Origin of the sequence: Microcystis aeruginosa NIES-843 (assembly GCF_000010625.1) — a bacterium.
Lineage (GTDB): Bacteria > Cyanobacteriota > Cyanobacteriia > Cyanobacteriales > Microcystaceae > Microcystis > Microcystis aeruginosa.
The window spans coordinates 775282-793575 of record NC_010296.1 but is presented as its reverse complement, the minus strand read 5'-3'; the positions used below and the strand labels follow the sequence as shown (position 1 = coordinate 793575).

The window sequence follows — 18294 nt, the reverse complement described above, 5'->3', positions numbered from 1 at the left end:
TTTTAACTTTTCCAAGACAGAATTGTTTAACGTAATTTTTCCCATTCTTCTCTACTAATATTTGCTTGTTGTAAAATTTTAGCCAGCAAGCTTTTACTGATATCTCCTTGGTGTGGATTAGGAATCCAGATTTTTAATTTTCCCTGCACCATATATTGATGATTTCCTCCTACCAGAGGACCAGAAAATCCCAGCTTTCTCAACTGGCGAATTAACTCTTTCCTTTTGATGGGGGCAAAAGGTGGCATCAGGCGATTTTTTGTTGAGGGGTTAGATTGATACCGTCAACAATCGGTAACTGATGCTGTAAGCGTAGTCCTAAAATAACCCAGCCTTCCAAAACTTCCTGTAACTGTTCCTTAGTAGCTTCGAGGGTTGTTTCATTAGCATATACTCCCTCAAATCCCGGAATTTCTCCATAAAAAGTACCGTCTTCTAGAACTTCATAGGTTGCCAGTTCCATTGCTTGTTTTAGATATTTTGTTAGCATCATTGACAGGAATAAAGCTCAGTTATTGTCTCGAAGATTGTCGATGTGATTATCAGTTGTTTTGAACTTGGCGATAATTTTGCCCTGTTTCTCCAGAAAACGGGTTTCTCAAAGAAACCCGTTTTCTAGGTTTTCTAACTGCTGTCTTCGTCTTTGACGATTTTCCGCTTCTAAGCGACTAATCGCTTCTTCTAATTGTAATCGAACTAATTCCATCTCTTGACAATTGCGGTGTGCTTTTGCCAAAGTTTGCTTAAGTTGATCAGAATCCCGGGGAAGCTGAGGAACAAAATCCATATTTAACTCCATTCAAGTTTAATTTCTTCGACACTACGCATCAAGGCAGGAATCGGCACTTGGGTTGTCTTAATCACTGTTCCAATCCTCGAACATCTGCCCAACGCTAGTATAACGCTTAAGACGCTCAGGATGTTTTTCTACTTCTTCAATGGCGGCGAGCGTTTCTGTATTAGGAATTTGAACATCAAAGGGAAAACCTTGATGACAATCGACATCAGATAAGGCTGGATGCTGAATTTTTTGTAGGAGAAGCTGTTGTTCTTCGTCAGTTAAGGAGAGGATAATTTGAGCAAGGGAATCAATTAGTTTAGTATTGATTGCAGCAGCAGCTTGACTCATATAGCGTTTACATTGTTTAATAGTCTATTTTTGAATTGGCGATTTATGAGCGGTTGTTTCGACTCTGGCAAATCAAGCTAAAGGAGAGTTTTAAACTCTGCCATTGTCAATCCCGCTTGACGAATGATAGATCTCAGTGTTCCCTTAGCCACTTCTCGATGGTCAGGGATGGTGATGCGTCGATAGGGATAGGCTTTTTGTCTGAGTATGATATGACTTCCTCGCTGCCGATCTAATTCGTAGCCAATCTTGCCCAGTGCTTTAACGACTTGGCGACCAGCGATAGGAGGGAGTTCACTCATAATTTAACCTCTACCAGTTCCTCAGAAATTGGTGGTGGAATCGGTTCATTGTGCGCTTCTAGGCTTTCTAGATATAAAGCAATTGCTTCCTGAATGTTGGCGAGTAACTCGAACCGGGTATTGCCTTGAGAAATACAGCCGGGTAGGGAGGGAACTTCAGCCACATAAATGCCATCTTCATCTTGCTCAATTAAGACGCGATATTTCATGGGTTTGTCCTTGCTTTGAATTGATTGTTCCAGAAAACCCGTTTTCTAAGGGGTTTTGCATTTTTTGTCAGGTTTTTTCTAGCTGTTGTCTTCGTCTTTGACGATTTTCCGCTTCTAAGCGACTAATCGCTTCTTCTAATTGTAATCCAACTAATTCCATCTCTTGACAATTGCGGTGTGCTTTTGCCAAAGTTTGCTTAAGTTGATCAGAATCCCGGGGAAGCTGAGGAACAAAATCCATATTTAACTCCATTCAAGTTTAACTTCTTCGACACTACGCATCAAGGCAGGAATCCGCACTTGGGTTGTCTTAATGACTTCTTCTATAAATCTTAGCAAATCAGGAGAAATCATCGGTTGAGATTGAGCGGCACGAATTTCTAAGTTTGATAGCTGAGAAAACCGAGATTCTGCTTGGAGGGCAATTTCTGTGAGTTGCTCTAAACTGTCTAGGGTTTCTGCTGTTTCACCAAAACGGTTTAAGATGGCAAATTCTACAGCTTTAGATTCGTCAACAATGTCTAATAGCCTATTTTTCAGATTGATGATCAGTTGTTTTGACTCTGGCGATAATTTTGCCATTTTTCTCAGCTTACCATACTGGCCAATCTACTGATTCCAGTCTAGCGATCGCCTCTTATTCCAGAAAACGGGTTTCTTTAAAAAACCCGTTTTCTCAGTTGATGAAATAAGCTAAAATCGAATCAACTCGTTGCCCTCGCCTTATGTTTTCTATCCAAACTACCTACACTCAAGCTCAAGAAAATTTAGCGAGCCTTCTGGATCGACTGGAAAGCGAGAATAGTATGGCGATTATTACGCGCCCTGGTCATAAAGATATGGCACTATTAAGCGCAGAGGAATTAACTGGCTTATTAGAAACCGTTTATCTTTTGCGATCGCCTGCGAATGCTAGAAAGTTATTGGCAGCACTGGAACGTTCAATGGAGAGGGACGTTCAAACAATACCGGGACAGACAGTTACAGAACTTTGTCAGGAGTTAGGAATTGAACGCCAAGAGTAGGGCAATTGTCTTTGATCACCAATTTCGAGAAGATTTAAGATGGTGGTACAAAACAGATAAAAAAATCGCCTTTCGCCTACTCGATCTCGTAGAATCTGTCACCGCCGATCCCTTTACTGGAATAGGCAAACCAGAACCCATAAAGTATCTTGAAGCTAATACTTGGTCACGCCGAATTACCACAGAACACCGTCTAGTCTATCGAGTCAAAGATGACCGCATTGAGTTTTTAGCAGCACGATATCACTATACTTAAACAGCTTATGTATTCCAGAAAACGGGTTTCTCAAAGAAACCCGTTTTCTTCTCAAAGAAACCCGTTTTCTCAGTTCCAATGGCGCCTAAATGCCGCTGCCGTTCCTAGTAAGCCTAAAGCCAGCAAACCTAAGCCAGAACTTGATTCAGGAACAGGAACAGTCTGGGCAAAGCGAACTTCAGAGAGACCAATAGGCCCTGGTGCTGTCCAACCAACGAACCAATTGTTTGCTACATCAATTCTAGCATATTGGGCTTGAATTAAAGGAAAGGAAAAGATTGTCGCTGGTATGTTAGTTGCCGTACCTTCAGGTAGTGTTAGGGTTCCTGATACTTGACATCCTCGCCGCCGTAAAACGGACGGCGATTCCTCACCACGCCACTTTTTTAGGGTGGTCGCGTCAACGGGGTTGACGCAGATAGCGAAAAACGCTTAATTGCTTAAGTCTGACTCTTTCGACCCGTCCGTTTTGAGTGTCCGAATGCCCTCCGTCCACTTTGAACAAGTCGAAAAAATCTCATGTTCAACCTTATTTCCTAGAAAGTTTTACTCGTTCAAGGCCGAATTTGAATTCTTTTCTGAACAAAACCCCCTACTATCTGTTGTCAAGGTTCAGTTTTTAGCTTGGTTATCGCTTTTTCCATTGTAGCTTAAAGCCGTCCTAAAAGGACGGGGTTTTAACCCAAATTTTCGATAAACTGGACTGCTAAAGTCGGAGTTATTGGAGAGAATTAGTGTGAAATCCTTGATTCCGCGATCAGTAGCTGTGGTATTAAAAGCGTTGTAATTCCACAAAGCCAAGGTATCTAAGAACACAGAACTGCCAAAATCAAAATCAAGATTGACATCAGCAGGAGTCGTCCCGCTTTCTAAACGTACTCCCCAGAAATTAGCTCCATTGCTACCTCCGACGTGCTGTTGCTGCAAAGCGTTTCCAGGTCCAGTCAACCCATTGCCGTTGGCAGTGTTGACTAAGGCTCCAACGGTGAGAGTAGCAGTGCCTGCATTAAGCGTTAAGGTTGGAGTCGGATTGTAGATGATCGGCCGCGCTTGGACGGGGAGGATAGTCAGTCCAGCGATCGCGCTAACTGTGCCAGCGAAGACAACACCAGCCAGAGAGAGAGATTTGAAGTTAGTTGTAAAATTCATGGGCAATTTTGGGCAAATTCCACCAGCATCTTACTCCCCCCCCGATTTTGTCAAATATCGCTTTTTTATCGATTGCATAGATGTATAGAGTTTTATCTCCAGAAAACGGGTTTCTCAAAGAAACCCGTTTTCTCAGTGCGATCGCTGGTGGAAGATCGGGTTTGGGATATTTGTAATGTTTGATACAAATCTCTCGATCATCTGTTCTTAAGATGAAGGCTGGTGTTGCTAATTGATCGGGAAAGAGGCAGGCGCAAGCAGATAAAAACCGCAGAGAAGCTTGTGCCGTGGGATCAAAATTATTAAGCGGAGAATAGCCTCTGACCGGAATTCAACATCAAAATCAGTAGGAAACTTGTCATCGCCTAAGTAAAGTAACCCTTCATCCACGACACAACAAAATAGGAAAAATACTTATGAGTTATGGAACGCGTGTTCAAGCTATCTCTCAAGTAACGGATCGTAAACCCCTACCTAGCAAAATTCCTCAGCGTTTAGAGGCCCTCTGGGCAACCGATGTGTTTACCCTGAGCAAAATGCAGGCCAGTCTTCCGAAAGACGTATTCAAATCGGTCAAAAACACGATTTTAACCGGGGGAAAATTAGACGTTTCCATCGCCAGTGCGGTAGCGGCAGCGATGAAAGATTGGGCCACGTCCAAAGGGGCGCTGTACTATGCTCACGTCTTCTATCCGATGACTAACGCCACCGCCGAAAAACACGATGGTTTTATCTCTGTGCAGAGCGACGGTTCGGTGATCACGGAATTTACGGGCAAAGTCTTAGTACAGGGAGAACCGGACGGGTCTTCCTTTCCTAACGGCGGACTTCGCTCCACCTTTGAAGCGCGGGGTTACACCGCTTGGGATGTCACCAGTCCCGCCTACGTCATGGAAACGGATAATGGTGTCACCCTGTGTATCCCCACGGTTTTCATCTCTTGGACAGGAGAGGCCCTCGACAAAAAAACGCCGCTTTTACGCTCGATTTCATCGATGAGTAAAGCCGCCACCAGGGTGCTTAAACTATTAGGACATACGGAAGTCGCCCCCGTTAACTCCAGCTGCGGCGCTGAACAGGAATATTTCCTCGTAGATGCTCATTTTGCCCATAGTCGCCCCGATTTACTGCTCACCGGTCGCACCCTATTTGGTAAACCCGCCGCCAAGGGTCAACAGTTCGACGATCATTATTTTGGCGCGATTCCCGAACGGGTTCAGGTGTTTATGCAGGAAGTAGAGGAAAGAATGTATCGCCTCGGCATTCCGGCCAAAACCCGCCATAATGAAGTCGCCCCCGGACAGTTCGAGATTGCCCCCTTTTTCGAGGCTGCTAACGTGGCCAGTGACCATCAGCAGTTAATTATGACTTTGCTGAAAAGTACGGCTAAAAAACACGGTTTTGTTTGCCTACTGCACGAAAAACCCTTTGCGGGAATTAATGGTTCGGGAAAACACGTTAACTGGTCTGTCGGCAACGCCACCCAGGGCAATTTGTTAGATCCGGGCGATACTCCCCACGCTAATATGCAGTTTTTGTTATTCTGTGGGGCGGTGATTCGTGGCGTTCACAAGTACGGGGCGCTTTTACGCGCAGTGGTGGCTACCGCCAGCAATGATCACCGTTTGGGGGCAAATGAAGCTCCTCCCGCCATTATTTCGGTATATTTGGGCAGCCAGTTAGAAAAGGTATTCGACCAAATTAGCCAAGGCCGAATTGAGGGTTCTGATGCCCCGGGGTTGATGGATCTCGGTGTCGATACCCTGCCGGTATTCCCCAAGGATCCTGGCGATCGCAATCGTACCTCTCCTTTTGCTTTTACGGGCAATCGCTTTGAATTCCGCGCCGTGGGTTCTAATCAGTCAGTTTCCGGGCCGCTGGTGGCGATGAACACGATTCTAGCGGATTCCCTGACTTGGGTGGCGGATAACTTAGAAAGCCGGATGAAAGCCGGGGAAGACCTCAATACTGCCGCCCAGGGTGTTCTCAAGGAGATCATGGACAAACACAGAAATGTGATCTTCGGAGGTAACGGATATTCCCCGGAATGGCACAAAATGGCGGTAGAAGAGCGCGGTTTGGCTAATCTCCGCACCACTGCCGATGCTTTACCCGTGCTGAAAGCCGATTATATCGAAGAACTGTTTGCCCGCATGGGTGTGCTTACCCCCGTTGAACTGGAAAGTCGTTTCGATGTCTATGCAGAACAGTATTTACTGGCCATCGAGGTGGAGGCGAAACTGGTGGTAAGTATGGCTAAAACGATTATTTATCCCGCTGCCGTTCGCTACTTGTCGGAATTGTCTTTGGCGATCGCTAATGCGGCGGCGATCGGCATCGAGATGGATAAGGAAAGCGCCCAAACCGTCTCGAATTTAATTAAATTACTGATGGATGGCGTTAGCAAACTGAGTGAGGCCACGGCTAAAGACGATTTTGACTCGATCGAGGAACATATGCAGTATTCCGCTCAAACGATCCGTCCCTTGATGGATAAGGTGCGCGAATATGCTGACACACTGGAAGGGGAAGTGGCCGACAATTTCTGGCCGCTGCCTACCTATCAAGAAATGTTGTTTGTTAAATAACATGACGGCAAGGAGGGGGTAAATAGGCTGAAAAAATGATTGGCCCCCCCTTCTTTTTAGCTCTGGTAGTTTTAAGTTATGTTAAGAAAAGTAAATCCAAACCTAAAACTACCATGGTATTAACTCCGACAATTGGCGAAAAATCCTATAATCGTCAGGATTGGCAAAAAGGCTATCAATCCCAACCTAACGAGTACGATTACGAGGTAGAAGACATCGAGGGGCAAATTCCCCCCGATTTACAGGGTACAGTCTTTAAAAACGGCCCCGGTTTACTCGATATCGCTGGCACTGCGATCGCTCATCCCTTCGATGGGGATGGTATGATCAGCGCGATTAGCTTCAACCATGGGCGCGTACATTATCGTAATCGTTTTGTTAAAACCGAGGGTTATCTCCAGGAACAGAAAGCGGGAAAACCCCTTTATCGCGGTGTTTTCGGCACGAAAAAACCGGGGGGAATTTTCGGCAATGCTTTTGATTTGCGTCTGAAAAATATTGCTAATACTAATGTTATCTACTGGGGTAATAAATTACTGGCACTTTGGGAAGCGGCCGAACCCCATCGCCTCGATGCTAAAACCCTTGATACTATTGGTTTAGACTATCTCGATGGTATCTTGGAAAAAGGCGATTCTTTTGCCGCTCATCCTCGCATCGATCCCGCTTGTATCTTCGATAATCATCAACCTTGTCTGGTAAATTTTGCCATTAAAACGGGTTTGTCGAGTGCCATTACTCTCTACGAAATTAGTCCCACGGGTAAGTTATTACGTCGTCATACCCACAGTGTACCGGGCTTTTGTTTTATCCACGATTTTGTTATTACTCCCCACTACGCTATCTTTTTCCAAAACCCGGTTGGTTATAATCCTTTTCCCTTTCTTTTTGGGTTAAAAGGTGCGGGGGAATGCGTCATCAATCAACCGGACAAGTTAACTAGGATTATTATTATCCCCCGGGATCCTAACAAAAGAGAAGTGAAAGTTTTAGAAACTCCATCGGGTTTTGTCTTCCATCATAGCAATGCTTTTGCACAAGGGGAGAAAATTTATATCGATTCTATTTGTTATCAATCCTTACCACAACTGGATTCAAATAGCAATTTTCAATCGGTAGATTTTGATAGTTTAGCTCCCGGACATCTGTGGCGATTTACACTAAATTTATCAGAAAATACGGTTACAAGAGAATGTATTCTAGAGCATTGTTGTGAATTTCCCAGTATTAATCCTGCAAAAGTTGGTCGAGATTACCGTTATTTATACATCGCTGCCGCTCATCATGCCACTGGTAATGCTCCTTTGCAAGCAATCTTAAAACTGGACCTATTAACGGGAGAAAAACAATTACATTCTTTTGCTCCCCGGGGATTCGCAGGTGAGCCAATTTTTGTGCCTAAACCCGATGGAATCGCTGAAGATGATGGTTGGTTATTGGTAGTCACCTACGATGCAGCCAATCATCGATCGAATGGGGTAATCTTAGATGCTAAAGATATCACTAATTCCCTAGCAGTTATCCATCTTAAACATCATATTCCCTACGGGTTACACGGTAGTTGGACTGGACAATGTTTTTAAGTTAATTCCCTAGGGGTGGATTGAAAACCCACCCTGACTAAACTTTACTCTTGAGAGCCTTCTTGTAATAGCCAAAAACCGGCGAAGGATTCCGATTCAGGGTTAGATTGAATGGCTAAAAAATGCAGATTATTGGCTTTTTGTTTAGCTTCTTCAAAGTTTTTGGCTTCGTTTAAAGTCTCGGCATTAGTGACGTTGACGAGAATCCAGCTATCACTAGCACCCGTTTCTAAACGTAGCAGAGGACGAGAACCAGTTTCTAACTTTAAATAGGCCATTTCTAACCCTGACATCCAACCAGATAATGGTAAAGCGCGGGGGGAAAAAATAACTAAACCGGGGATTTTTAGATTCTCATCTAACCCCATTCCCAGTATAGGCAAATTTTCTCCGAAGCTAATATCCCAATCTTTTAAATCATTAAAAGAAGACAATTCTAGCGTAACAAAAGCCCATTTATCTGCCTTATCTCCCCGGACAGCATCGGGAAGGGGAACAGCATTTAAAGGGGGATAATTAACGGAAGCAGTTTTAGTTAAATTTTGATCATAACCAACTTCTTGGGGGTAGAAATTAACCATTCTTTCTTCTATCCATCTAGTTAAAGCATGAGTGCGACGACTAGGGGAAGCGGGAATACCGATATCCTCGCAAGCTTTGCTAATCATGTTATTCATCTGACGACGGAAAAAGCGAATTTTTTTGGGAGTTACCCCCGCTTCCTTGATAGCTGCAGTAACTGCCTCTCCTAACCATTGGGAATTAACCATCGTATTAGGACAATAACTGGCATATTTAAATATTGTATCGGAGGAGCGATCGATTGTTGCCGGAGTTTCACAGATTAATAATTCCCATCTTTTTTTATTATTTTCATCCACCACCGGCCGCGAATAAAAATCAAGTTCCCAAATAGTCATATTTTTTTCAGTTATCAGTTATCAGTTATCAGTTATCAGTGATTCAGTTATCAGTGATTTAGTTATCAGTCATCAGATTTGAGTTTTCAGTGAACAATATTAAGTGGCAAGTTCCGAGATGTCTTTTCACTGATTACTGTTTACTGATTACTGTTTACTGCTCACTGATTACTGCTCACTGCTCACTGAAAAATCCCCTATTCCCGACAACAGTACGAACGCGGTAGATGGGACGTTTTTGGGATTCATGGTAAGTTCGCATCAAAATTTCTGCCAAAAGACCAAAACAGAGTAATTGTACCCCAGTTAAAAAGAATAACACGGCCAGGATTAACAAAGGTCGATCGCCGATTTCTTGTCCGAAACCGAGTTTGAGAATAGTCAGATAAGTGCCTAGAATAATCCCCACTACCATCGATAACAGTCCGTAGAGTCCAAAAATGTGCATCGGACGGGTGAGGAACTTTTTCATAAAAAAGACAGTAAATAAGTCCATAATCACGCGAATTGTGCGACCTAAACCATATTTACTCTGTCCGAACCGTCTAGCGTGGTGATTAACGGGAATTTCGGTTATTTTTGCCCCTTCAATAAAAGCCAATGCGGGTAAAAAGCGATGTAATTCCCCGTAAAGATTCATATCGGCGACTAATTCGGCTCGATAGGCTTTCAAAGAACAACCGTAGTCGTGTAATTTGACCCCTGTTACCTTTGCTATCAGCCAATTAGCTATTTTTGAGGGTAAAAGCCGTTTTACCCGGTCATCTTGGCGATTTTTGCGCCAGCCACTCACGAGGTCATAACCTTCCTCTAATTTGGCCAATAATAGGGGTATATCATTGGGATCGTTCTGTAAATCGCCGTCGAGGGTAACGATTATCTGTCCCGTGGCATAATTAAATCCGGCAGCCATGGCGGGGGTTTGTCCGTAGTTGCGTCGCAATATTACCGCCTTGAGATCATCGCGATTTTTGGCTAAATTAGTTAAAACCTCGGTGGAACCATCCTTAGAACCGTCGTCAACACAGATTATCTCGTAGTTAATTTGATAAGAACGCAAAATCGTGGCGATACTCTCGACGAGATGGGGAATACTGTCCACTTCGTTATATATGGGAACCACTACCGATAAAGTCTGGATGGCAGCCTGCGGGTTTGGTTCGTTGACACTGATGGACGGTGTAATCGGGGACATATTTGACTGACGCGGGGACGTTTTGGGGCGATTGTATCACAATTGAGGGGTTAGGCGCAGAAGATCGAAATTAAGTGATAGACACAATTTCCCTAACTCCTGATTCCTGCAACCGATATTAACGTCAGTTCAGGGGCAGATGAGAGATTATGCTCGTTGCCAACCGCGGCTGACAGGGGGACAAGCGAGCTAGAAAACTTGCCAACACAGGCTTCTGGCTTCTCTCGCTAGAAATAGATCTAGCGATTCTAGGCAAAAAGCTAACGAAAGAATTAGGGACAGGAGCGAGCTTACTAGGAATTATTATTAATAAGTGAGAGATGGTGCGGCGAACTTTTTAGAGCTAAAACCATGAAAAGCTTATGATATATGGATTTCAGCCTTCTTGTCCCCCTTTCAGCAACCGCGGTTATCTTATCTATTCTAAACTTACCGATTTCCATAGGTGTATTGTCATTGATATTGCTAACAACAGCATTACCGACCAAATTATAAAAGTCCAGCGACGATTCCATCGATACCTAGCATAATTAAACGGCAATAAAACTATACGGTTATTATAATCAATTTGTTTTAAAGTTCGCCCTAAAGTAGTATCTTGAATTTCACTTAATTTAGCAATTTTCTCGGTAATGCAGGAATCAGATATGGACGAATTAACCTTACAGACTACATTTACTATGCGTTGTCCTAGTCTAAACTCTAAGTAGCGACGTTCTGGAGGTAATAAATATCCCTGGGCATCTTCCAACGCAAAACTCAAGATAATTGAGAGAGATTGTATAATAATCGACAGGAAAATTATTGTCTTTATTATCCAATTTTTAAATCCTCGACTTCTAAACATAAATTCTATAAGTACAGGAATTAAAGGGAGGAGAATTAAATGGACAGACGTGACGTGATAACGAGCAGCCCATGCACTATCACCGTGCCAGAAATCTAGATAACTGGTTACGGCTATATGTAATCCTAAATTTAACAAAACACTGAGAAGATATAATTTAATCTCCGGTAGAAAACGTTTCCAAAAAACAATTCCTAAAATTAAGCAGGGCAATAATAAAGGATCATAAATAAAAATACTTTTGGCTGGTGAAAATAACGCTCCCCAAATACCGATAGGATCAGACAGTATAGGCCAATTTTCTGGAAACTCTGGCAAATTAGACCAAAAAGGATGATTATAAATTTGTTTAACCCATAATCTTTGTCCAGTCATCCAGGGGCTTCCATAGCGGATATAATCGAGCAATCTCCCCAATAAAAATAGAGGGAGAAAGCCTCCCAACCAGATTAATCCGTACTGAAAGATAATTTTTCTATGTCGATACTTGTAAAAAAGGTAAGTAATAAAGAACAGAGACACAGTTAGAACATGAAGAATAGAACTAACCCGAATTAAAATGGCCAATCCTAAGCATAATCCACCAAGTAGGGCAAAAAGAGGTTTTTGATCGAGGGAAGCGACTAAAGCACAACCATACCCGAGTATAACCAATAATAGCACCTGATTGTTCTGAAATGGAATTTGGGCATAGTGTAGAAAAGTGCTACCAATTAACCATATAATACTACTAAAAGCCGCTAGATTTTCGTTAACTTTAAAAATTCTTAGTAACCAAAAACAAGCAATAACTGTAGCAACGTTAAGAGGAATAAAAGTCAAAAAAGTTACGGACAAACGACGGAAATCTTTTTCACCTATATCAGGAAAATATTGATGTAATTGAGTTCCTATCCAATCAGCAGGAAGCATTAATACCGATTGTCCTACTTCATAAAAAATGTAAGGTTTATTATCAACTCCAAAAACCATCCACTGTTCTCCGCGAACTTCAGGTTTATAATCCGATGTTAAGGATATTTCCGGTGGGAGCATCCCAATTTTGCCATAAGTATAAATGCTTAGAGACTAAAAACGTTAGCTAAGGCAAAATAAAGAGAAACAATTAAACGGTAGAATCATGAATACAGACCAAAAAGAACAACTAGATCAACATTTAAAAGCCATTGCTCAAATTCTAGTCGATAATACCCCAGAAGAACAACTACGTAGCTTTGAGGGCATTGAAACCGCCCTGCGAGACCATTGGCTGACTACATTGGGTCCTGCCATAGGCAATTTTTTTTTGAATCAGCAACAGGAACCCAAGCAGGGCGAACCAAAAGCGTAAGCAGTATCATAGGGAAAGTCAAGATAAGCGAGAAACAAGCCGATAAACTAGGATTAAGCAAGAATAATCGATTAAGTCCCATGCTGGAGAAATGTTGCTTAGGAGCAGTGGCTAAAGTCTCTTTTGAAGATGCGGAAAAAGCTATCAAAATGGCGACAGGAATGGCAGTTTCAGGCAGTAGTCAACAGAGGCTTGTACAAAGATATAAATTTGAGGAAGCAGAAGCAAAGAGTCCGGTAGAAGCATTGAGTGTAGAGGTCGGAAAAGTCAGAATCAGAACGCCCAAAGGACAACCGAGTCAAGGTCGAGATTACAAAGCAGTAAGTCTGCATGGTCAAGAATGTGCGGGATTTTTTCAGCAAAATGAAGAATTACTGGAATGGGTGAACCGTCAGCCCTTAACAGAGGTAGTCACCTGTTTAGGAGATGGTCATGATGGGGTGTGGAATCTGATGGAGAAAATCGGTGTTAAAAGGAGAGAAATATTGGATTGGTATCATTTAGTAGAGAATATGAAGAAAATAGGCGGGTCAAACAAGCGTCTGAATAGAATCAAAGAGAATTTATGGAAAGGAGAGGTGAAAAGAGTTTTAGAGGAATTAGAGGGATGCAAAAAGAAACAGGCTATAAATTTCACCAAATATGTCGATAAACATCGAGAAAGAATACCCAATTACGAACTCTATCAATCACAAGGGATTTGCATCGGTTCTGGAAGTGTAGAGTCAAAGATTAAGCAAATAGGTGCAAGAATGAAAATTGTGGGAGCACAATGGAAAGCAGAGAATGTTCCTCAGTATTTGAAGCTACGTTGTGCTTATCTCAACGGCGATATTGCCTGAGTATTTTTACTCATTGCAAAACTGGGATGCTCCCATTTCCGGTTGACCTGTCCACCAAGCATGAGCCATGTCCAAACGACGTGATGTATCTCCTCCGAGGTCAACTGCGGAAGTAGTCACAATTATCCATAGTAAGGCAACTAAAGCAACCTTAATTATCCTGTTCATATTTTATCTACCAGTTCAAAATATAGGGAAATCATAACACTAAAGAAAAATAGAATGAATTATTTGATAAAGACCTCGGTAGGGATAGTCCTGTAGAGAAGGTGGATAATCAACTATAATAGAGTGGATAGGAATGATGAGGTTAATGTAAAGAAGTGTTGAGATAGTTAAATAAAGCCATTTAGGAAAATCCTGGTTTTCTTGTAACCAAATATCTAAACTAATCAATAGAACTCTTGCAAATTAATTATATGTTATAATGATGGGTTAACTAATTTTCCCCAAAAAATTAGTTAATCAGTACATTTGTCCTGAATGAAAACTTGAAGTTTAACTTTTAACTCAAAACTCTTTAGAGCTGCTTTAATTTGGTTATCAAAACCTCTTTATTTAAGCGGCACAAACTATCTCAATTATAAAAATTGAGAATAAATTCTCCTTGACTTGATTAATCTTTAGGCAACTTTTAAGAAGCTGCTATACCTATCCCTAACTCACAGTTATAAATAGCCGCCAACAAGTTAACTCTTAAACTATATCTTCGACGACGATTCCGATATTTACAGGATAAGATTTTAAAGATTTTGAGTTTCCTATTTATAGGTTCAATGATAATCCTTTCTTTGGCTAAAGCCTTGTTATACTCTTTTTCTAACTCTGTTAATTTTCTATTTTTCGATTTCTTTTTCGGTGTATAACTATTACTATGGTATGCAGCTATTCCCTGATAACCACTGTCTTCTATGCTGGTAGTTAAAGGATGAAAACGAACTCGACTTTTTTTAAATAAACTAAAATCATGACCTCTACCTTTCCCACAAAAGACACAGATAATTTCCTTTGTATTTTGATCAGCTACTAATTGGGATTTTAAAGTATGATAACCTCTTTTACCCCCCAAAAAATCTTTCTGTTTCTTTTGGGGGCGTTCAATGGGAGTTTCCGTTACATCCATTACCGTTATGACCGGTATCTCTGCTTGATTGAGTAAAGCTTTTTTTCCTTTTAAACGGAAGTTTCCCGATTGTAAAAGCATTTTTTCCGTCTTATTTACAATCCGACATATAGTTGATTCTGATAGTTCCCAGCTTGTACCAATGTGAAAATATGTTCTATATTCTCGCCAATATTCTAACGTTACTAAAACTTGTTCTTCTATAGATAGTTTAGGTTTCGGTCCCCTTTTAGATGGTGAATTAGAGTCGGCTTCAACACTTTTTACTGATTCTACCATCTTTCTATATGTTTGTTTATACACACCGAAACGGCGTTTGAATTGTTCATCTGATAAGTTTTGATAATCCATAATTTTGCTAATAAACATAGCAAAATTATAGATGATTTCCTGACCTAAGATCACATTTTATTCTTTTTTCCACTTCAATCTAAGAATTGAGAAAAAAGCAAAACCTTATATTATACCATAAAAAAATTATGCAAGAGGTCTAATATTCCTAAAAAACCAAAGCCCACGTTACGAGTTGTATCTAATGCTAAACCAGCCAAGGCAATCGGGAACACGATCGGGAGCATCTCACCTTTGCAATGAGCATAAATACTTAGTGGAAAAATAGGCTTTTCGAGGGTAATTCTTGTTTTAATTCTCCATGTACGCAGTCTTTAAAAGCCTCTATTTCGTTCCAAGACACGATTAAGAGTGGCTTTTAGGCTAAGTATAATTACTTATCGCGTAAGTGAGATGCTCCCGGATTTTGCTTACCTGATAGCCATAAGCGGAAAAATCGGGATAGTCACTCATAAATAACAAGGACAGCCAGCGAATCTTAGGCTTATTATTCCCTGATTTACAGGCAAAAGTAGGGCCAAGGCTCAATCTACTCAGACAGTGGGAAAAATTAATTTTTGTTGCTCCCAGTCCAGTTAATCAAATACATTGGTCATATTTTGCCAGCAAGCGAGTAGTCTAAAAGACTAAACACATACCTCTAGGGTCTATTGCTAATTCTAGAGTGAACAATTGAGTCAAAAACAAGCCCATCTAAAGGAGCAAAAGTTTTTATTTGCACTCGTTAGTTTTTGGTCAAGAATGTTACAATATGGCTGTACAAGGGAGGACACAAAAGACAATATTAAGTTTGATTAAGTTGGTTAGCGTCTTTGGATAGTAAGCACTTCGAGATGGCCTGATCAACTTTAGAGCGAAACTGGGAGGTCTTAAAAATGAATATTACAGATAGGATTCGGACTTTCAACAAATTGCTTCCAATTACTCTTATCGGGCTGCCTATGTGTCTGCTACTTATTTCATCCCTAGCTACTCAATTAGGGTTAGCCCAACAAAATTCTCCTCTGATCGGTACTTGGCGACATTCGACTTCTGGTGATCCGCCTGCAACTCAACAAATGAGTTTTTTCCCAGATGGCACCTATCGTGGTAGTTATGCGATCGGCTCTGGCTCGAACATTCCCAGTCCGCCGGCGTTGACTGAATGGACAGGCAATTACCGGTTGACTGGTGCTAATTCCTTTGTCTTTACCCCGCTGCGAGGTAGAACCATGGTCGGGGGAATCTGGTACTATTGTCCGCCGGCTCCTAACCAAATGCTTGACGCTTGTACGACAGTTCAATCTCTTGCTGGTACTTTAGGTCAGTCCTCATCGGGGAGTTTTCAGATGAAAGGAGCAAATCAGTTACTGACTGGTGGGGAAATTTGGTACAGGATTCGTTAACTATGCTTAGGAACTTGCGTATGAATAAATTACCGTCTAGACTGGAGAGGCAACTTGTTGCTCCCACTCTCAACGCTGGCATCTTATTTTTACGCCAGTCCCTGACAGCACTCAGCTATAAGTTTTGTCACTTTCATCGGGGGGGGGTTGTTCTGGTTTTATATTTCACCGAAAAGTTTTAGGCTAAATTAGTCCCCAAAAATGATCAATTCTCAATGCCTACTGCTTCTCTTAACGAAATTGTTCACGCGGCCTTAAGTGGTCAAGTGGTTTCTTTTCCCACGGATACAGTTCCCGCTTTAGCAGTTTCTCCCCCCTATGCTGCCTTAATTTTTGCCGCTAAAAAACGGACTTTTGATAAACCTTTAATTCTCATGGCGGCCTCAGCAGCAGATTTATGGGATTATGTCGAGGGAAATCAGGAAGAAAGGGAAATTTGGCGGCAAATGACCGAAAAACACTGGCCCGGCTCCCTAACTTTGGTTTTACCTGCTGCTGAAAAAGTACCAAAAGTTCTTAACCCTAAAAATCCTAGCACGATTGGTATCCGAGTTCCCGCTCATGCGATCGCACGAGAAATTCTTGGTCGAACTGGTGTTTTAGCGACCACAAGTGCTAATCTGTCAGGACAAGAGCCTTTATTGACTCCAGAAGCGATTATGACTACTTTTCCCTCGGTGACGGTGTTAGCGCCCACAGAAAGGCAAGCATGGGGAATAATCAATAGTGGACAACCCTCCACCGTTGCGCGTTGGCAATGTCAAGGATGGGATATCTTACGACAAGGGGCAGTTTTTCTGTAAATATGGACGATATTGACGCTTTAAAACGGGAATTACAGCAAACTCGCCTCGCTTATCACCTGGCCGTGGCAATTAATCACCTCAAAAGCAGTTTTTTGGCACGGGTTGCCCACGAATTGCGATCGCCATTGAGCAGTATGATCAGTCTCCATCAACTGATTCTCGCCGATCTTTGTGAAAGTCCGGCCGAGGAAAGGGAATTTATCGCCCAGGGGCAACTGGCGGGCTGTAAACTGATGGCAATGGTCGATGAGATGATTAATCTCTCCAAACTAGAGTCGGGTACTATACCTCTCGATCAAGAAATTTTTTCTTTAACTAAACTTTGGCAAGATTGGGCAAGTCTAACCTATTTACAGGCAGCTAATCGCAATATTAAGCTTAAATTTAGCCCTTTGACCGATGATATTGCTATTATTGCCGATTATCAACGTTTATCCTCCGCTCTTGTCCTTCTCGTCGATGCGGCGATCGCCAACTTAACGAGTGGCTCTATTTGTATATCGGTAAGCGCCCTTGGCGAGAAAAAAGTCACTATTACCCTAGAATTTCCGGGGGAAATCGCTCTCTGGCAAATGCCAGAAATTTCTCCTTTGAGTTTAGAATCAAAGCCAGAAGAAGTCAAACAATTTACTCAAGCTATCGGTCTTTCTCCCGGTCTTAAATTTCAGTTAGCGAAAGGCATTATCGAAGTCTCGGGGGGGGAAATGAGCTTAGATCAAATCGATAACAATAGTCAGGACAAGCTCACACGGATCGTTTTTTCTTTACCTCGATCGCCGGATAGGAAAACTCCTCGGGATAACGATTAAATAATACCATCGTCGTGGTGGCGTTGCTTTGGAAACCAATGCGCCGGTAAAAATTTTCTTGATTAGTAGTCATCAAATAGACTCTTTCCACCCGATTTATTCGGGGATGGGCCAAGACTGTTTCTACTAATTTACGCCCTAAACCCGCTCCCTGATAATCGGGATGAACGATCACATCCCAAATAGTTGCCCGATAAATGCCGTCAGAAATGGCGCGAGCAAAACCAATTAATTGCCGCTCATTCCACACCGTCACCACCGGATCACTATAGTCAATTGCGGTTTCTAAATCTTCTAAACGGCGATCGATTGCCCAAAATGCGGTTAAATTAAATAATTCTCGTAGTTGCGATAGATCTATCTTGCTTTTATCCTCGTCAAACTGAATCTGACTACAATCAACCATGATATTTCCTTAGTCTACGACTAAAAAATAAAAGAGGAT

Annotated in this window: 22 protein-coding genes and 1 pseudogene; 8 read left to right on the top strand and 15 right to left on the bottom strand. The window is 42.0% G+C overall.

Annotated features, from left to right (window positions below):
• Positions 1-26: 26 nt before the first annotated feature.
• From MAE_RS04050 to MAE_RS04015, 8 genes are all read right to left on the bottom strand, one after another.
• Positions 27-248: a type II toxin-antitoxin system HicA family toxin gene (locus tag MAE_RS04050; RefSeq protein WP_002732388.1), complete on the bottom strand. Its 222-nt coding sequence runs from the start codon at positions 246-248 to the stop codon at positions 27-29.
• Positions 248-493, bottom strand: coding sequence for a type II toxin-antitoxin system HicB family antitoxin (locus MAE_RS04045; protein WP_002753457.1), 246 nt, complete (start codon positions 491-493; stop codon positions 248-250). The genes MAE_RS04050 and MAE_RS04045 overlap by 1 nt, the downstream gene beginning before the upstream one ends.
• A 105-nt stretch (positions 494-598) precedes the next feature.
• Positions 599-787, bottom strand: coding sequence for a hypothetical protein (locus MAE_RS04040; RefSeq protein ID WP_039899746.1), 189 nt, complete (start codon positions 785-787; stop codon positions 599-601).
• A 69-nt stretch (positions 788-856) separates the two neighbouring features.
• Positions 857-1129 carry a type II toxin-antitoxin system RelB/DinJ family antitoxin gene (locus MAE_RS04035; RefSeq protein ID WP_012264434.1) on the bottom strand — a complete coding sequence of 91 codons (273 nt, stop codon included), beginning with the start codon at positions 1127-1129 and terminating at the stop codon, positions 857-859.
• Between the two features lie 77 nt (positions 1130-1206).
• Entirely contained in the window at positions 1207-1431 is a 225-nt protein-coding gene (locus MAE_RS04030) for a type II toxin-antitoxin system HicA family toxin (protein WP_012264433.1), read from the bottom strand.
• Positions 1428-1640, bottom strand: a complete 213-nt coding sequence (locus MAE_RS04025; protein WP_008199545.1) for a type II toxin-antitoxin system HicB family antitoxin — start codon at positions 1638-1640, stop codon at positions 1428-1430. Before MAE_RS04025 ends, MAE_RS04030 begins: the two co-directional genes overlap by 4 nt.
• A 67-nt stretch (positions 1641-1707) precedes the next feature.
• Positions 1708-1881, bottom strand: a complete 174-nt coding sequence (locus MAE_RS04020) for a hypothetical protein (RefSeq protein ID WP_012264432.1) — start codon at positions 1879-1881, stop codon at positions 1708-1710.
• A gap of 2 nt (positions 1882-1883) precedes the next feature.
• Entirely contained in the window at positions 1884-2222 is a 339-nt protein-coding gene (locus MAE_RS04015; RefSeq protein ID WP_012264431.1) for a hypothetical protein, read from the bottom strand.
• Between the two features lie 143 nt (positions 2223-2365).
• On the opposite strand from MAE_RS04015, the gene MAE_RS04010 reads away from it, so the two are divergent.
• Together MAE_RS04010 and MAE_RS04005 are read left to right on the top strand one after the other, a co-directional pair.
• A complete protein-coding gene (locus MAE_RS04010; RefSeq protein WP_002763657.1) occupies positions 2366-2665 on the top strand; it encodes a type II toxin-antitoxin system Phd/YefM family antitoxin in 300 nt (99 codons plus the stop codon).
• Entirely contained in the window at positions 2649-2921 is a 273-nt protein-coding gene (locus tag MAE_RS04005; protein ID WP_012264430.1) for a Txe/YoeB family addiction module toxin, read from the top strand. The genes MAE_RS04010 and MAE_RS04005 overlap by 17 nt, the downstream gene beginning before the upstream one ends.
• A 693-nt stretch (positions 2922-3614) precedes the next feature.
• Here the strand turns inward: MAE_RS04005 and MAE_RS04000 are convergent.
• Positions 3615-4070, bottom strand: a pseudogene (locus MAE_RS04000) (PEP-CTERM sorting domain-containing protein); the annotation flags it as partial.
• A 416-nt stretch (positions 4071-4486) separates the two neighbouring features.
• On the opposite strand from MAE_RS04000, the gene MAE_RS03995 reads away from it, so the two are divergent.
• A complete protein-coding gene (locus tag MAE_RS03995; protein WP_012264426.1) occupies positions 4487-6658 on the top strand; it encodes a glutamine synthetase III in 2172 nt (723 codons plus the stop codon).
• 113 nt (positions 6659-6771) lie between these two features.
• On the top strand, positions 6772-8241 hold the full coding sequence (locus tag MAE_RS03990; RefSeq protein ID WP_041804531.1) for a carotenoid oxygenase family protein: 1470 nt from the start codon (positions 6772-6774) through the stop codon (positions 8239-8241).
• Positions 8242-8285: 44 nt separating this feature from the next.
• On the opposite strand, the gene MAE_RS03985 is transcribed toward MAE_RS03990, so the two are convergent.
• The 3 genes from MAE_RS03985 to MAE_RS34680 form a co-directional block, all read right to left on the bottom strand.
• Positions 8286-9161, bottom strand: coding sequence for a Tab2/Atab2 family RNA-binding protein (locus tag MAE_RS03985; RefSeq protein WP_012264424.1), 876 nt, complete (start codon positions 9159-9161; stop codon positions 8286-8288).
• Positions 9162-9336: 175 nt separating this feature from the next.
• The gene (locus MAE_RS03980; RefSeq protein ID WP_004163274.1) at positions 9337-10356 is read right to left on the bottom strand and encodes a glycosyltransferase; all 1020 of its coding nucleotides are present in this window, start codon (positions 10354-10356) and stop codon (positions 9337-9339) included.
• A 418-nt stretch (positions 10357-10774) separates the two neighbouring features.
• Positions 10775-12238 (bottom strand): hypothetical protein, encoded by a 1464-nt coding sequence (locus MAE_RS34680; RefSeq protein WP_012264423.1) that lies wholly within the window; start codon positions 12236-12238, stop codon positions 10775-10777.
• 85 nt (positions 12239-12323) lie between these two features.
• Between MAE_RS34680 and MAE_RS03965 the strand changes: the two genes are divergently transcribed.
• Positions 12324-13375, top strand: a protein-coding gene (locus MAE_RS03965) for an ISKra4-like element ISMae18 family transposase (RefSeq protein WP_125730587.1) whose coding sequence is annotated in 2 segments (ribosomal slippage) — positions 12324-12480 and positions 12480-13375 — 1053 coding nt in all. Because the reading frame shifts where the segments join, the coding sequence is not laid out codon by codon here.
• 6 nt (positions 13376-13381) lie between these two features.
• Here the strand turns inward: MAE_RS03965 and MAE_RS33130 are convergent.
• Together MAE_RS33130 and MAE_RS03960 are read right to left on the bottom strand one after the other, a co-directional pair.
• Positions 13382-13543: a hypothetical protein gene (locus MAE_RS33130; RefSeq protein WP_012264421.1), complete on the bottom strand. Its 162-nt coding sequence runs from the start codon at positions 13541-13543 to the stop codon at positions 13382-13384.
• Positions 13544-14009: 466 nt separating this feature from the next.
• Positions 14010-14867 carry an IS5-like element ISMae4 family transposase gene (locus tag MAE_RS03960; RefSeq protein ID WP_012264419.1) on the bottom strand — a complete coding sequence of 286 codons (858 nt, stop codon included), beginning with the start codon at positions 14865-14867 and terminating at the stop codon, positions 14010-14012.
• Between the two features lie 923 nt (positions 14868-15790).
• Here MAE_RS03960 and MAE_RS03955 point away from each other — a divergent pair.
• The 3 genes from MAE_RS03955 (at position 15791) to MAE_RS03945 (ending at position 17849) form a co-directional block, all read left to right on the top strand.
• The gene (locus tag MAE_RS03955) at positions 15791-16234 is read left to right on the top strand and encodes a hypothetical protein (RefSeq protein ID WP_041803780.1); all 444 of its coding nucleotides are present in this window, start codon (positions 15791-15793) and stop codon (positions 16232-16234) included.
• A 215-nt stretch (positions 16235-16449) separates the two neighbouring features.
• Entirely contained in the window at positions 16450-17037 is a 588-nt protein-coding gene (locus MAE_RS03950) for an L-threonylcarbamoyladenylate synthase (RefSeq protein WP_012264415.1), read from the top strand.
• Positions 16992-17849, top strand: a complete 858-nt coding sequence (locus MAE_RS03945; RefSeq protein WP_012264414.1) for a sensor histidine kinase — start codon at positions 16992-16994, stop codon at positions 17847-17849. The genes MAE_RS03950 and MAE_RS03945 overlap by 46 nt, the downstream gene beginning before the upstream one ends.
• Here the strand turns inward: MAE_RS03945 and MAE_RS03940 are convergent.
• On the bottom strand, positions 17785-18255 hold the full coding sequence (locus tag MAE_RS03940; RefSeq protein WP_002758109.1) for a GNAT family N-acetyltransferase: 471 nt from the start codon (positions 18253-18255) through the stop codon (positions 17785-17787). The genes MAE_RS03945 and MAE_RS03940 overlap by 65 nt on opposite strands.
• Between the last annotated feature and the right edge of the window lie 39 nt (positions 18256-18294).